The organism is Paenarthrobacter sp. NPDC089988 (assembly GCF_044748465.1).
GTDB lineage: Bacteria > Actinomycetota > Actinomycetes > Actinomycetales > Micrococcaceae > Arthrobacter.
In genome coordinates this window covers 1-13880 of record NZ_JBIVGD010000020.1, presented here as the reverse complement: position 1 = coordinate 13880, position 13880 = coordinate 1, and the positions used below count along the sequence as shown (strand labels likewise).

The following is a 13880-nucleotide window of genomic DNA, read 5'->3' as shown; positions in this document are numbered from 1 at the left end:
CGCGGGACCAAGCACGACGCCGGAACCCGGCCCGTGCGCGGACCGTGAGGCCGTGTCTGCGCAGCAAAGATCGATGAATGATGAGGTTCACCATGTCCCAGGACACCAACGGATCCACGGCCACCGCTGCAGCGACGACTGCTGGAAGCGGACAGGCACCACATGTCGAGGCCCTTGAAAACCTCCTTCATGAGAACCGTAAATTTGCGCCGTCGGCTGAGTTCGCCGCGGATGCAGTGGTAGCGGCTGACGAGTACGCCTTGGCCGACGCGGACCGGCCTGCGTTTTGGGCGAAGCAGGCCCGTGAGTTGCTGTCCTGGGACAAGGACTTCACGGAGGCGTTGGATTGGTCCAACCCGCCGTTCGCCAAGTGGTTCGTTGGCGGCGAGGTCAACGCCGCATACAACGCGTTGGACCGGCATGTGGAGAACGGTCTGGGCGACCGGGTAGCGATCTACTTCGAGGGCGAACCCGGAGACACCCGTACGTACACCTACGCTGAGCTCACCGAAGAGGTGAAGAAAGCAGCGAACGCGTTCGAGGCGCTCGGTGTGGCCAAGGGCGACCGGGTGGCCGTGTACCTGCCCATGATCCCCGAAGCCGTGATCACCCTCCTGGCCTGTGCCCGGATCGGTGCCGTGCATTCGGTGGTGTTCGGCGGGTTCTCCGCGGACGCGTTGCGGTCCCGGATCGAGGACGCCGAAGCCAAGCTCGTCGTCACCGCTGACGGCACCTACCGCCGCGGGAAGCCCTCCCCGCTCAAGCCCGCCGTGGACGAGGCCCTCTCCAAAGAAGGGCACACGGTCCAAAACGTGGTCGTGGTCAAGCGCAACGGCGAGGGCGTCAACTGGGTCGAGGGCCGGGACCTGTGGTGGGACGACACCGTGGGCACCGCTGGGACCGAGCACACCGCCGTCGGGCATGATTCCGAACACCCGCTGTTCATCCTCTACACCTCCGGCACCACGGGTAAGCCCAAGGGCATCCTGCACACCACCGGCGGGTACCTCACCCAGGCCGCGTACACGCACAAATCCGTGTTCGACCTCCACCCGGAAACGGATGTGTACTGGTGCACTGCCGACGTCGGCTGGGTCACCGGCCACTCGTACGTCACCTACGCGCCGCTGGTCAACGGCGCCACCCAGGTCATGTACGAAGGCACCCCGGACTCCCCGCACCAAGGCCGCTGGTGGGAAATCGTGGAGAAGTACAAGGTCTCCATCCTCTACACCGCCCCCACCGCCATCCGGACGTTCATGAAGTGGGGTAGGGAAATCCCGGGCAAGTACGATCTGTCCTCCATCCGCGTCCTGGGCTCCGTGGGCGAACCCATCAACCCCGAAGCCTGGATGTGGTACCGCGAGGTCATCGGCGGCAACGCCGGGAAGAACGGCGAAACGAAGAAGAACCCCGCCCCGATCGTGGACACCTGGTGGCAGACCGAGACCGGCGCGCAGATGATCGCCCCGCTGCCCGGCGTCACCGCCACCAAGCCCGGTTCCGCGCAGGTTCCGCTACCCGGCATCGCCGTGGACGTGGTGGACGAGGCCGGCGAGTCCGTGGCCAACGGCGAAGGCGGCTACCTCGTGGTCCGCGAACCGTGGCCCTCCATGCTCCGCGGCATCTGGGGCGACCCGGAACGGTTCAAGGACACCTACTGGTCCCGGTTCGAGGGCATGTACTTCGCCGGCGACGGAGCCAAGAAAGACGAAGACGGCGACGTTTGGCTCCTGGGCCGCGTGGATGACGTCATGAACGTCTCCGGCCACCGCCTTTCCACCACCGAAATCGAATCCGCGCTCGTCTCGCACCCGGCCGTCGCCGAAGCAGCCGTCGTCGGCGCCGCGGACGAAACAACCGGCCAAGCCGTCGTCGCGTTCGTCATCCTCCGCGGCGACGCCATCAACAACGGCGACGAAACCGTGCTGGAACTGCGCAACCACGTGGGCAAGGAAATCGGCCCGATCGCCAAGCCCAAGCAACTCCTGATCGTCCCGGAACTGCCGAAGACCCGCTCGGGCAAGATCGTCCGCCGCCTCCTCAAGGACATCGCAGAAGGCCGCGACACCGGCGACGCCACCACCCTGGCCGACCCCTCGATCATGACCCAGATCGCCGAATCGCTCCGCAAGTAGCGTCCGGCTTCCAAACAGCGCCCGACGGCGTCGCCCACCCGCGGTGGTGAGCGGCGCCGTCGTCGTTTATTCCGTTGCCGGACGCCCGTGCGCCCTAGACTGTAGCCAGACCCACCCCAGACGAGGCTCTCCAGAAAGGTCCTGATGCTCCAGGCAGCACGCCATTCCGCCATCATCGACGCCGTCCAGCGTGAGCGCGTGGTGCGCGTCTCGGACCTCGCCCAATTGCTGGGGGTCTCCCCCATGACCGTGCGGCGGGACATCGAGGCGCTGGAGGAAATCGGCCGTGTTGAGCGCATCCATGGCGGCGCCAAGCTACCTGGAGATGCCAGCACCCACGAGCCCGGTTTCGAGCTCAAATCCACGCAGCTGACCGTGGAGAAGCACGCAATCGCCGTTGAGGCGGCCTCGTTGGTACAGGAAGGCATGGCGATTGGCCTCAGCGCCGGCACCACCACGTGGGCATTGGCGCAGGAACTCGTCCACGGGCCGCGGATCACCGTGGTGACCAACTCTGTGCGCATTGCGGACCTGTTTCATCATGGCTCGTCCTCGGGGCCGGGACGTTTTGGATCCACCGTGATCCTGATCGGCGGTGAGCGCACACCGTCGGATGCCTTGGTGGGTCCGATCGCCACCTCATCGCTCAAGCAACTGCACCTGGATGCCCTGTTCCTTGGCGTCCACGGCATGGATGCCCAAGCGGGATTCACCACCCCCAATCTGCTGGAAGCCGAAACCAACCGGGCGTTCATGGCCTCGGCCCGCAGCACTGTGGTCCTTGCCGATCACAGCAAGTGGGGGGTAGTAGGGATTGCCTCGATCGCCGGGCTGGACGAGGCCGATGAGCTCGTCACGGATTCGTTGTTGGGTGAGGACGCGAGGGGCGTCCTGGAAGAGAACGTCGCGAAGCTGCGGATCGCTGGGGCTGAGCCCAAGTAGGGGACACATAACGCTCCATTGAAGGCCCAATGCGCCGTTTGCTGTCCCCCAGTTGGGTCTCATACCGCGGGTGGAGGTGGTCCCGCACAGTTCAGCCACCGGGTTGACGCCTGCGCCCCCGCGCCTTGGACATGCTGGATGTATGAACGCCATCCTCCACGCCCAGCAACTCACCAAGCATTACCCCGGAAGCGTCGCCCTGGACCACGTCGACTTCACGGCGCGGCCCGGTGAATCCATTGCGATCATCGGTCCGTCGGGTTCGGGCAAGACCACCCTCCTGCACTGCCTCGCCGGGATTTTGAGGCCCGACGCCGGTTCGGTCACCTTGCAGACCCCCTCGGCGCCGCTGCGCCTGGATTCCCTCAGCGACGGCGCGTTGTCGAAGCTACGCCGCGTGGAATTCGGTTTCGCGTTCCAGCAGGGGATGCTCCTGCCGGAACTGACGGCCGTTGAGAACGTTGCGCTGGCTCTCATGCTCAATGGAACGGACCGCAGGACCTCTGAGACCCGCGCTGCCGAATGGCTTGGGGCTTTGGGCCTGGCCGGCATGGAGCAGCGGCGCCTCGGCGAGCTCTCTGGAGGGCAGGTCCAACGGGTCGCGATCGCCCGGGCACAGGTCACGGGCGCCAGGGTGGTCTTCGCCGACGAACCGACTGGCGCCCTGGATTCGGCAACATCCGGAGAGGTCCTCGATGTCTTGCTGCGCTCGGTCGCCGCCAACGGAAGAACGCTCCTGGTGGTGACCCACGATCCCAACGTGGCTGCCCGGTGCGGCAGGATCGTTGAACTCCGGGACGGCCGGATCGTGGCGGACAGCGCCGGGCCGGCAGCGCCCTCTCCTGCTGCTCCCATCAACTTCAAGGGAGCCTTCAATGTCTAGCCTCACCATGGCCATCCGGCTGACTCCCTACGTGGCCCGCAGCAGCGGAGGCTTCCGGGAATCGGGCCTTCGCGACGCAGGACTTCCCGTCCTGGCCTTCGGCACTGTCACCGCGTTGCTGCTCACAGTGGCTGGCGGTTCGCAGGTTTTCTGGTCATGGAATGACTCGATCGCCGGCACCTACCAAGCGTTGGCCGTCGTCGCGATGGTGCTCCTGGTGGTCCCGTTGTTGACGCTCGGCGCCTCGGCCGCCCGACTCGCCGCCCGCCGTCGTGATGACCGCCTGGCCTCCCTGCGCCTCCTGGGCGCCAACAGCGCAACAGTCGTTTGGATGACAGTCATCGAGTCCACGGTCCTTGCGGCAATCGGCGCCATGGCAGGTGCGGGGCTCTACGCGTGCGTGGCGCCGTTCCTTGGGCTGATCCAGTTCCGGGGACATGCCATCGGTTCCTACGCCTGGTTGCCGCTGCCCGCCATTTTGTGCTGCATCCTCTCCGTCTGCGTCCTCGCTGCCGTGAGCGCAGCGCTGGGGCTTCGGAAAGTTGTGGTCACCCCTCTCGGTGTCCGGACCCGGCGAACGGCCGACGGCGCGCACTGGGTCCGCGGGCTGGTGGCAGCTTTGGTGGTGGTGGTCGGAGTGGTGGCCATGGGGATGCTGAGCAGTTTCGGTGCGTTCATTGTGATCATTGCCGTGATGGGCGGCTGCTTCGGCATGGCACTGCTGGCGCTGAACCTGATGGGGCCGTGGATCCTGCGCTTGATGGCATCCGCGCAACTGAAACGGGCGCGGCGGCCGGAACAGCTCTTGGCCGCGCGGACGGTTTTGGAAAGCCCGAAGGAATCGTGGCGGCAAGTTGGGGGCGTCGCGATGACCAGTTTTGTGGGCGTGTTCGTCGGAGTGGGCATGGCGGTAGCGGACACGATGGGTGGAAGTGCGGGTGATGAAACCGCGCTGTTGGTGCGTGATATCAACACCGGAGTCATGATCACGCTGCTGGGTTCGTTCCTCATGGTTGCGTGCTCGGCAGGCGTGAACCAGGCCGCCGCAGTACTCGACCGGGCGTCAACGCTCGTTGCCTTGGACCGTGTGGGAATGCCCCGGAAACTCATGGTGTCTGCGCGAGTCAGGGCAGTGATGTCACCGTTGTTCCTGGTCGCCGGGATTTCCGCTGCTGCGGCGGCGGCGTTGGTGCTTCCTTTGACCGGGATGGTCCTGTTGACGCAGCCTGTGGTGTTCCTGACCATTGGTGCAGTGTTCGCTGCCGGGTTCCTCCTGGTTCGGCTGGCCGTGGCGGCCGGAACGGCCCAAATCAGCCAGGTTCTCGCCCGCCCCGAGCGCTACGCGAGCATGGACTCCTGACCCTCTCCCACCAAACCACCCAATCCCGGCGACCCTCTCTCACCAAACCACCCAATCCCGGCGACCCTCTCCCACCAAACCACCCAATTTCCCAATCGCTCTCTCACCAAACCACCCAATCCCGGCGACCCTCTCTCACCAAACCACCCAATTTCCCAATCGCTCTCTCACCAAACCACCCAATCCCGGCGACCCTCTCTCACTAAACCACCCAATTTCCCAATCGCTCTCTCACCACGACTGCGGTGGGAAGTGAGCGAGCGTTCCACCAAAAGGGGCAATTAGGTGATCGAGCGTCAGGGGAAAACGGGCGATTCGGTGATCGAGCGTCACGGGTAAACGAGCGATTCGGTGAGAGAGCGTCCGATTCGGTGAGAGAGGGTCGCGGGAAACGGACGATTCGGTGAGAGAGCGTCCTAGGGGCAACCGCAGGACTGGCGCACTATCAAGTCCGTGGGCAGGATGCTGTGCACGCGATCCCCACCGCGGCCCTCCCCTACCAGCGCTTGGACGGCAGCCTCGGCCATCGCGTTGACCGGCTGGGCCACGGTGGTCAGGGCAGGCCAGGTGTATTCGGAATCGATGGAACCATCGAAGGACACGAGCGCCATCTCCTCCGGGACCTTGACCCCGGCCTCGTGGAGTGCCCGCAGGATCCCGATGGCCTGCATGTCATTGCTCGCGAAGATCGCAGTGGGCCGGCTGGCCATGGCCAGGAACCGCTTGCCAACCTCGTAACCGCCGGCCCGGCTGAACGGACTGTGCAGCATTGGACCATCCGGGAGCCCGGCGTCGCGCAGTGCTCCGAGCCAGCCCACCTCGCGACCGTCCAGTTGGTTGCCGGTGTTGGTGCCAATGGCCAAGCCGATGCTGGTGTGTCCGTGGCCGATCAGGTGTTCCACGGCAACACGCCCGCCGGCCTCGAGGTCCACGCCCACGCTGGTGAATCCCGGCGGTGAACCTGCGTTGTTGAGCAGCACGGACGGGATCTCAGAGGCTTGAAGATCCGTCAGGTCGGGATCGAAGACGCAGCTGGCCAGGAACACCCCGTCCACCTGACGCGCGGCAAGGTTCCGGATGTTCTGGCGTTCCTTGGCCAGGCTTCCGTCGGAGTTGGCCAGCACCATCCCGAAACCCAGCGCCGCAGCAGCTTCCTCCACAGCGTGCGCCAGGAGCGAGAAGAACGGGTTGGTGTTGTCCGGGACAATAACACCCACGGTTTCGCTGGAGCCCAGCTTTAGGGCACGAGCGGCGGCGTTGGGCCGGTACCCGAGGATCCGGATGGCGTCGCGAACCTTGGCTTCCGTGGCGGGGGCCACGTTCTTGGGCCCACCGTTCACCACATAACTCACGACGGCGGTACTCACCCCGGCGTACCGGGCAACGTCCTTGCGGGTCACCGGTCCGCGCGGGGTTTGTACAGCTGAAGTGGTCATGGGGTAAATGCTAGCTACAACGCAGGGGCATCGCCGAAGTCGCGGATCGGCAGGCGTTCGCCGCCACGCAGCGCGGACTCGTGTGCAACGATTCCCGGCAGGGTGTAGCGGGCAGCAACCCACGCGTTGACGGGAGGGAGTTCGTTCTTGTTGACGGCAGTGACGAAGTCGTCCACGAGGAATTGGTGACTGCCTTCATGGCCGTTCGGAGCCCCCAGGAATTCCTGCGGCAAACGTGCGTGGTCGTGGACCGGGGCCAGGCCTGAGATGAAAGCATCCCGCAGTTCCGGGGCAACGTCCGCCAGGGATGGGTCGTCCGCCGACATGGTGGGCTTTGTTTCCACCTGGTCTGACACATCGTGCACAGAAGACTTGTCCTGCCACACCGTAGTAGTGGCGAGTTGCTCGAAGCTGGCCTCGGTACCGAAGAAACGGAAACGGGATTCGCGGATGTGGGACGGGTATCCCACGCGCCGCATCTCATTGGTGCGCATCGCACCGCCGTCGTTCATTTCGAACAGTGCCGTCGCATTCGAGAAGTCGTTGCCGAACATGCTGACGTCCTTGTCGAAGACGCCATCGTTCCGCTGGTCCTTGACGCCGATGCAGCTGACACTGACAGCATGCCCCGGCACTGCGCCCAGGACACCGCCAATGGCGTGCGTCGGGTACAGCATGGGCGGGTAGCTGGCGGTTTCCTTCCAGCGCTCTCCCCCGCTGTATTGGTAGGCGTCGTAGAACCCAAGGTCCATGTCATGGACGTAATCGCCCTCGGTGTAGAAGATCCGGCCGAACTTGCCAGCTTCCTGCTGCTGCCGGGCGAAGACGGTGGCCGGGTTGTAGTGGCTGGTCTCACCCATCATGTATACGAGTTTGGTCTCGCGGACTGCTTCGATGATGCGCCCGATTTCCTCCTCGGAAATCGCCATGGGGACTGCCGAGTAGACGTGCTTTCCTGCGCGGAGGGCACGCTCGACCAGCGGACCGTGGGTCCAGCGCTGCGTGAAGATGGCGACAGCATCGACGTCGGACTCCAGCAGTTCCTCGAAGGAGGCCATCACGCCGTCCAGGCCCCAACGCTCCTGCGCGGCAGCTGCGCGCTCGGGCAGCTCATCCACCGCGTACACCTCGGAGACCCCCGGGTGCAGCTTGAAAAGGTGCGCGAACTGGCTGCCGAACTGGCCTGCGCCCAGGACACCGATCGAAAACGTCATTGTTTGCCTTTCTTGGAGCTGCCCTGGGGCAGCGGCTGTGATGGCCCTCACGGGACTGCGTAAGAGTCTGGCAGTGAAATCTACACGAGTCAATACATCGAACAAAAACAAACATTTTTCACCAAGCAGGTCTTGCCAAGCCCAAATCTACTCGTGTAGATTCTGAGTCTGTTGTAACCCACATCACAGCTAGAAAAGAGTCGACGATGACCACGCTAACCAAGCAGCCGGGCAGCGCATCAGAGCGCTCTCGGCGCAGCCAAGGGCCCAAGAGCGCACCCGTCAAACGCAGCCTGGCAAGCCGCCTGGGAGACCTGAGGATCGCAATCTTCTTCATCCTCCCGGCCGTCGTCGGCTTCGTGGCGTTCTTCCTGATTCCCACCATCCGGGGTATCTACCTGAGCTTCACCGAGTACAGCATCCTCGGCGAACCCACCTGGATCGGGATCAAGAACTACACCGCGATCTTCGGCGACGAACTCTTCTGGAACGCCATGGGAGTGACGCTTCAGTACGTCGTCCTCAACATTGGATTCCAGACGGTGATCGCCCTGGGCTTGGCCCTCCTGATGCACCGGGTCGCCAAATCCACCTTCATCCGCGGCGCCCTGCTGCTGCCGTTCCTGGTGGCCAACGTGATTGTCGCGCTCCTCTGGTTCTGGATGCTCGACTACCAGCTGGGCATCGTCAACGAAGTCATGAGCTGGGTGGGGCTCCCCCGCGTCGCCTTCTTCGGCAGCGAACAGTGGGCCATTCCAACCATCGCTTTCGTCAACGTGTGGCGGCATATGGGATACACCGCTCTGCTGATTTTTGCCGGCCTGCAGGCCATCCCGAACAATCTCTACGAAGTGGCAAACCTCGACGGCGCGTCGCCCACCAGGACTTTCTGGAGCGTCACCCTGCCCCTGCTGCGCCCGGTGCTGGTCCTGGTCCTCGTCGTCACCGTGATCGGCTCCTTCCAGGTCTTCGACACCGTTGCCGTCACCACCAACGGCGGCCCCGTCAACGCATCCCGTGTGATCCAGATGTACATCTACCAAAAGGCCTTCGGCGAGTCCGACTTTGGCTACGCCTCCGCCCTCTCCGTGATCCTGTTCGTCATTCTCGCCATCGTGGCCTTCTTGCAGATGAAGTTCCTCAAGGGCAACGAATCGGATCTGGACTAAGGAATCCCCCATGACCACTTCAGCCCTTCGCCGCGAAACGTCCCGCAAGAAGCCCGTCAATTGGCGCCGCATAGGCGCGTGGGTGCTGGTCGCCGTCGCCCTCGCCGTGACCATTGCCCCGTTCCTCTGGATGCTCCGCACGGCACTGTCCAGCAACAGTGCCCTGGCCTCCAACGCAGGCAACCTCCTGCCGGCCGACTTCAGCTGGGGTGCCTTCAAGCGGGTTCTCGGCCTCCAGAGCACCGAGGAGGCGATCGCTGAGGGTGGCTCCGGAGCCGCCATCAACTTCTGGCTCTACCTGCGCAACTCCATCATCTTCGCCACCGTCACCACCGTCGGCCAGGTGTTCTTCAGCGCGATGGCCGCCTACGCTTTCGCGAGGCTCCGCTGGCCCGGCCGGAACAAAGTGTTCGGCCTGTTCCTGACCACCATGATGGTCCCGCCGATCTTCACGGCGCTGCCCAACTTCCTCATGATCAAGAACCTCGGCCTGCTCAACACCATGGCCGGCATGACGCTTCCGTTCTTGTTCATGACCCCCTTTGCCATCTTCTTCTTGCGCCAGTTCTTCCTGGGCATGTCCCGCGAAGTCGAGGAGGCGGCAATGCTCGACGGCGCCAAGCACCTGAGGATCTTCTTCCAGATTGTGCTTCCCAACGCCGCAGCCCCCATCGCCACCCTGGCGTTGCTCACCTTTATCGGTCAGTGGAACGAATACTTCTGGCCCCTGCTGGTTGGCCAGGACGAAAGCGTACGCGTGCTCACCGTCGGCCTGAGCGTCTTCAAGTCCCAATCCCCGCAAGGCGCCCTGGACTGGTCCGGGCTCATGGCCGGAACCCTCGTGGCTGCCCTGCCGATCTTCATCCTCTTCATCGCCTTCGGCAAGAAGGTTGTGAACTCCATCGGATTCTCCGGAATCAAGTAACTCCCCCACTCAAGAACCCTGAAAGGTCCACCATGAAGAAAACCCTCGGCGTCGCCGCTGCTGCCGCGGCCATAGCCCTCACCCTGTCCGCTTGCGGTGGTTCCAGCGCAGGATCCTCCGAGGCAAAAGGCGAAATCAACTACTGGCTGTGGGACGCCAACCAGCTTCCCGCCTACCAGCAGTGTGCCGACGACTTCACCAAGGCCAACCCGGACATCAAGGTGAAGATCACCCAGCGCGGTTGGGACGACTACTGGACCACGCTGACCAACGGCTTCGTGGCCGGAACCGCTCCGGACGTCTTCACCAACCACTTGTCCAAGTACCCCGAGTTCGCAGCCAAGAAGCAGTTGCTCTCCTTGGATGAGGCCGTGGAGAAGGACGGCATCAAGCTCGATCAGTACACCAAGGGCCTCCCCGAGCTCTGGGTTGGCCAGGACGGCAAGCGCTACGGACTGCCCAAGGACTGGGACACGGTTGGGCTGTTCTACAACAAGGCCATGACCGATGCCGCCGGGATCACAGCGGAGCAGATGGCCAACCTGGACTGGAACCCGAAGGATGGCGGCAGCTACGAGAAGGCCATCGCACGCCTGACCGTGGACAAGAACGGCAAGCGCGGCGACGAGGCAGGCTTCGACAAGAACAACGTCGCCACCTACGGCCTCGGCCTGACCGGCAGCGGATCCGGCCAAGGACAAACGGAGTGGAGCTTCCTCACGGCAACCACCGGCTGGACCGCCACGGACAAGAACCCGTGGGGCAGCAAATTCAACTACGACGATCCCCGATTCCAGGAAACCATCGCCTGGTGGGCCGGACTCATCGACAAGGGATACATGCCCAAGCTTGAAACCACCGTCGGGGCGAGCATGCCGGACAGCTTCGGCGCCGGCAAAGCCGCCATCAACTCCAACGGCGACTGGCTGATCGGCCAGTACAAGACGTACAAGGGCATCGAGACGGCCATCGCTCCGACCCCCAAGGGCACCGACGGCAAGCGCGCCTCCATGTTCAACGGCCTGGCGGACTCCGTGTGGGCCGGCACCAAGAACCCGGCCGCGAGCGTCAAGTGGGTGGAATACCTCGGCTCCACGGCCTGCCAGGATGTGGTGGCCAGCAAGGCTGTGGTCTTCCCGGCCATCAGCAGCTCCTCCGACAAGGCCGCAGAAGCCTTCAAGGCCAAGGGCACCGACGTTTCCGCCTTCACCACGCATGTGAAGGACGGCACCACGTTCCTCTTCCCGATCGCGGACAAGGCCGCCAAGGTGGACGGCATCATGAAGCCCGCCATGGACGCAGTGCTCTCCGGCAAGAAGCCCGCCTCTTCGCTGACCGAAGCCAATACCCAGGTCAACAACCTCTTCAAGTAACCCTTGCTGGGCCTGCTCTGCGCGCTTTACCTTCGGTTTAGCGCGCAGAGCAGGCCACACATCTTTCGAAAAGAGACCCCACGCATGCAACCGCTCCACCTTCGTTCCGCCGGCACCAGCCTGGTCATCAGCGCCCACCGCGGCGAAGCTGAGATTTCCCACTGGGGAGCCGATCTAGGCGAGACGCTCCCGGACCTAGCCATCCTGAACGAGCCCATTCCGCCGTCGTCCGCGGACGCCAACGTTCCGGCCGGGCTTGTGCCGCAGGCGTCGTCATCGTGGCAGGGGCGGCCAGGTCTCCGCGGGCATCGCGTCACGGACGGCATGCCCGGCTTCGACTTCTCGGTTCGGCTCCGCGTGGTGAGCGCGACGGCGGACGGCTGCACAGCGACCATCGTCCAGTCAGATCCCGACGCCGGCATCACCGTTACGAGCACCCTCACCTTGCATCCGGGTGGGCTACTGGAACTGCGCAATGCGGTCACCAATGACGGCCCGTCGCCTTTCCAGGTGGACGAGCTTGCCACCGTGCTCCCGGTGGCGCCGGACGCCGTCGAACTTTTGGACCTGACCGGGCGCTGGTGCCGGGAGCGGCACCCACAACGGCACCCCATCCAGCAGGGCACCTGGGTCCGGACCGGGCGGCATGGGCGCACCGGCCATGATTCCTCGCTGCTGTTCGCCGCGGGGACCGCGGGATTCGGCAACCGGCACGGCAAGGTCTGGGCGACGCACTTGGCGTGGAGCGGGAACCACGAGCAGTTCGCAGACCGCGTGGGCGATGGCCGCACGATGATCGGCGGCTCGGAACTGCTGGGCCCAGCCGAAGTGCTGCTGCAACCGGGCGAAACGTACACGGCACCGGCACTGTTTGCGGCCTACTCGGACCGTGGCCTGAACGGCATCACCGAAGCGTTCTACAGCTGGTTCCGCGCCCGGCCGCACCACGTTTCCGGTCCCCGGCCGGTGGTCCTCAACACGTGGGAAGCCGTCTACTTCGACCACAACCTGGAAACACTGATCGAACTGGCCGAGTCTGCAGCGGACCTTGGCGTTGAGCGGTTCGTTCTCGACGACGGGTGGTTCCGCGGGCGCCGGAACGACCACGCCGGGCTTGGCGACTGGTACGTGGACGAATCCGTATGGTCTGGCGGTTTGAAGCCGCTCATTGATGCCGTGACCGCCCATGGCATGGAATTCGGGCTCTGGGTGGAGCCGGAAATGATCAGCATTAACTCGGACATCGCCCGGGCCCACCCCGAGTGGATCGTGGGGCCGTCGGCCTCGTCCTACAAAGACGGTGGCCGGCTGCCCGTCGAGTGGCGGCACCAGCATGTCATTGACCTGGTCAACCCGGAAGCCTGGCAGTACGTCTTCGGCCGGATCGATGCGCTGCTTCGCGACAACAAGATCAGCTACCTCAAGTGGGACCAGAACAGGGACCTGTTGGAACACGGTCATGGCGGTCGCGCCTCGGTTCATGAGCAGACGCTTGCCGCTTACCGCTTGTTTGACGCTCTCCGCGAGGCACACCCTTCCGTGGAAATTGAAAGCTGCTCCTCCGGTGGTGCCCGCGTGGACCTGGGAATCCTGGAGCGAACGGACCGCGTCTGGGCCTCGGACTGCAACGACGCCCTGGAACGGCAGACCATCCAACGCTGGACGGGCATGGTGGTCCCGCCTGAACTGGTTGGCGGCCACATTGGTCCGTCCACGTCCCACACGACGGCCCGTACACACGACCTTTCGTTCCGTGCCATCACGGCGTTCTTCGGCCACTTCGGCATGGAGTGGGACGTTCGCTCGGTCGCCGGCGCGGAACGGGAAGAACTCAAGCGCTTCATCTCGCTCTACAAGGAACACCGTGCGCTCATCCACAGCGGCCTGGCGGTCCGCGCGGATGCGCCGGACGAATCCCTCATGGTTCACGGCGTGGTTGCGCAAGAACACGACGGCGGCATCCCGGCAGGTGCCACTGCGGCACTTTTCGCTGTGGTCAAGACCCGGACATCGTTCGCGGAGCAGGTAGGACGCGTTTCCTTGCCGGGGCTCGATCCGTCACGGACCTACCGGGTGGAACTCCTGTTCCCCACGCCAGTTGACGCCGACTACGGGCACACCGTGATCGAGGCCCAGCCGGTGTCCTGGCTGGCGTCCGGTGCCGAGGCGAACGGCCGGTTCCTTGGCGAAGTCGGCTTGCCGATGCCCGTGCTCCACCCCGAGCACGCCATCCTTCTCCACCTGACCGCCCTCTGACGCTCTCTCACCGAATCGCCCTTTCGGACGGACGCTCTCTCACCGAACAGCCCTTTCGGACGGACGCTCTCTCACCGAACAGCCCTTTCGGACGGACGCTCGTTACCTTTTTCGTAGCCTGTTTCCTGGTGCAGGATATGGGTGTGCTGGCCTGCCGGCTCCGGCATGATTTTGACGCTCTGTC

General features: G+C 64.2%; 10 protein-coding genes. 8 read left to right on the top strand and 2 right to left on the bottom strand.

Annotation, left to right across the window (positions count from 1 at the left end):
* The first annotated feature begins 92 nt into the window (after positions 1-92).
* The 4 genes from acs (at position 93) to ACIPV6_RS19610 (ending at position 5323) form a co-directional block, all read left to right on the top strand.
* Entirely contained in the window at positions 93-2138 is a 2046-nt protein-coding gene (gene acs, locus ACIPV6_RS19625) for an acetate--CoA ligase (protein ID WP_400272553.1), read from the top strand.
* 144 nt (positions 2139-2282) lie between these two features.
* Positions 2283-3080, top strand: coding sequence for a DeoR/GlpR family DNA-binding transcription regulator (locus tag ACIPV6_RS19620; RefSeq protein WP_400272494.1), 798 nt, complete (start codon positions 2283-2285; stop codon positions 3078-3080).
* A gap of 142 nt (positions 3081-3222) precedes the next feature.
* Positions 3223-3963 carry an ABC transporter ATP-binding protein gene (locus tag ACIPV6_RS19615; RefSeq protein WP_400272493.1) on the top strand — a complete coding sequence of 247 codons (741 nt, stop codon included), beginning with the start codon at positions 3223-3225 and terminating at the stop codon, positions 3961-3963.
* Positions 3956-5323: an FtsX-like permease family protein gene (locus ACIPV6_RS19610; protein WP_400272492.1), complete on the top strand. Its 1368-nt coding sequence runs from the start codon at positions 3956-3958 to the stop codon at positions 5321-5323. Before ACIPV6_RS19615 ends, ACIPV6_RS19610 begins: the two co-directional genes overlap by 8 nt.
* Positions 5324-5739: 416 nt before the next feature.
* Here the strand turns inward: ACIPV6_RS19610 and ACIPV6_RS19605 are convergent, their stop codons facing one another.
* Both ACIPV6_RS19605 and ACIPV6_RS19600 read right to left on the bottom strand, forming a co-directional pair.
* A complete protein-coding gene (locus tag ACIPV6_RS19605; RefSeq protein WP_400272491.1) occupies positions 5740-6759 on the bottom strand; it encodes a LacI family DNA-binding transcriptional regulator in 1020 nt (339 codons plus the stop codon).
* A 14-nt stretch (positions 6760-6773) separates the two neighbouring features.
* Positions 6774-7973 (bottom strand): Gfo/Idh/MocA family protein, encoded by a 1200-nt coding sequence (locus tag ACIPV6_RS19600; RefSeq protein ID WP_400272490.1) that lies wholly within the window; start codon positions 7971-7973, stop codon positions 6774-6776.
* A gap of 206 nt (positions 7974-8179) precedes the next feature.
* Here ACIPV6_RS19600 and ACIPV6_RS19595 point away from each other — a divergent pair, with 206 nt between their 5' ends.
* From ACIPV6_RS19595 to ACIPV6_RS19580, 4 genes are all read left to right on the top strand, one after another.
* Positions 8180-9142 (top strand): carbohydrate ABC transporter permease, encoded by a 963-nt coding sequence (locus tag ACIPV6_RS19595; protein ID WP_400272489.1) that lies wholly within the window; start codon positions 8180-8182, stop codon positions 9140-9142.
* Between the two features lie 10 nt (positions 9143-9152).
* A complete protein-coding gene (locus ACIPV6_RS19590) occupies positions 9153-10067 on the top strand; it encodes a carbohydrate ABC transporter permease (protein ID WP_400272488.1) in 915 nt (304 codons plus the stop codon).
* 32 nt (positions 10068-10099) lie between these two features.
* Entirely contained in the window at positions 10100-11440 is a 1341-nt protein-coding gene (locus tag ACIPV6_RS19585) for an ABC transporter substrate-binding protein (protein WP_397326674.1), read from the top strand.
* A gap of 84 nt (positions 11441-11524) precedes the next feature.
* Complete coding sequence (locus ACIPV6_RS19580; protein WP_400272487.1) at positions 11525-13696, top strand: alpha-galactosidase; 2172 nt, start codon at positions 11525-11527, stop codon at positions 13694-13696.
* Positions 13697-13880 lie beyond the last annotated feature (184 nt).

What these genes read in the sequence shown, in the direction of transcription:
- ACIPV6_RS19580 (WP_400272487.1), top strand. Translation starts at nt 11,525, where the DNA reads ATGCAACCGCTCCACCTTCGTTCCGCCGGCACCAGCCTGGTCATCAGC.
- ACIPV6_RS19615 (WP_400272493.1), top strand. Translation starts at nt 3,223, where the DNA reads ATGAACGCCATCCTCCACGCCCAGCAACTCACCAAGCATTACCCCGGA.
- ACIPV6_RS19585 (WP_397326674.1), top strand. Translation starts at nt 10,100, where the DNA reads ATGAAGAAAACCCTCGGCGTCGCCGCTGCTGCCGCGGCCATAGCCCTC.
- ACIPV6_RS19595 (WP_400272489.1), top strand. Translation starts at nt 8,180, where the DNA reads ATGACCACGCTAACCAAGCAGCCGGGCAGCGCATCAGAGCGCTCTCGG.
- ACIPV6_RS19610 (WP_400272492.1), top strand. Translation starts at nt 3,956, where the DNA reads ATGTCTAGCCTCACCATGGCCATCCGGCTGACTCCCTACGTGGCCCGC.
- ACIPV6_RS19590 (WP_400272488.1), top strand. Translation starts at nt 9,153, where the DNA reads ATGACCACTTCAGCCCTTCGCCGCGAAACGTCCCGCAAGAAGCCCGTC.
- ACIPV6_RS19620 (WP_400272494.1), top strand. Translation starts at nt 2,283, where the DNA reads ATGCTCCAGGCAGCACGCCATTCCGCCATCATCGACGCCGTCCAGCGT.
- ACIPV6_RS19605 (WP_400272491.1), bottom strand. Translation starts at nt 6,759, where the DNA reads ATGACCACTTCAGCTGTACAAACCCCGCGCGGACCGGTGACCCGCAAG.
- ACIPV6_RS19600 (WP_400272490.1), bottom strand. Translation starts at nt 7,973, where the DNA reads ATGACGTTTTCGATCGGTGTCCTGGGCGCAGGCCAGTTCGGCAGCCAG.
- acs (WP_400272553.1), top strand. Translation starts at nt 93, where the DNA reads ATGTCCCAGGACACCAACGGATCCACGGCCACCGCTGCAGCGACGACT.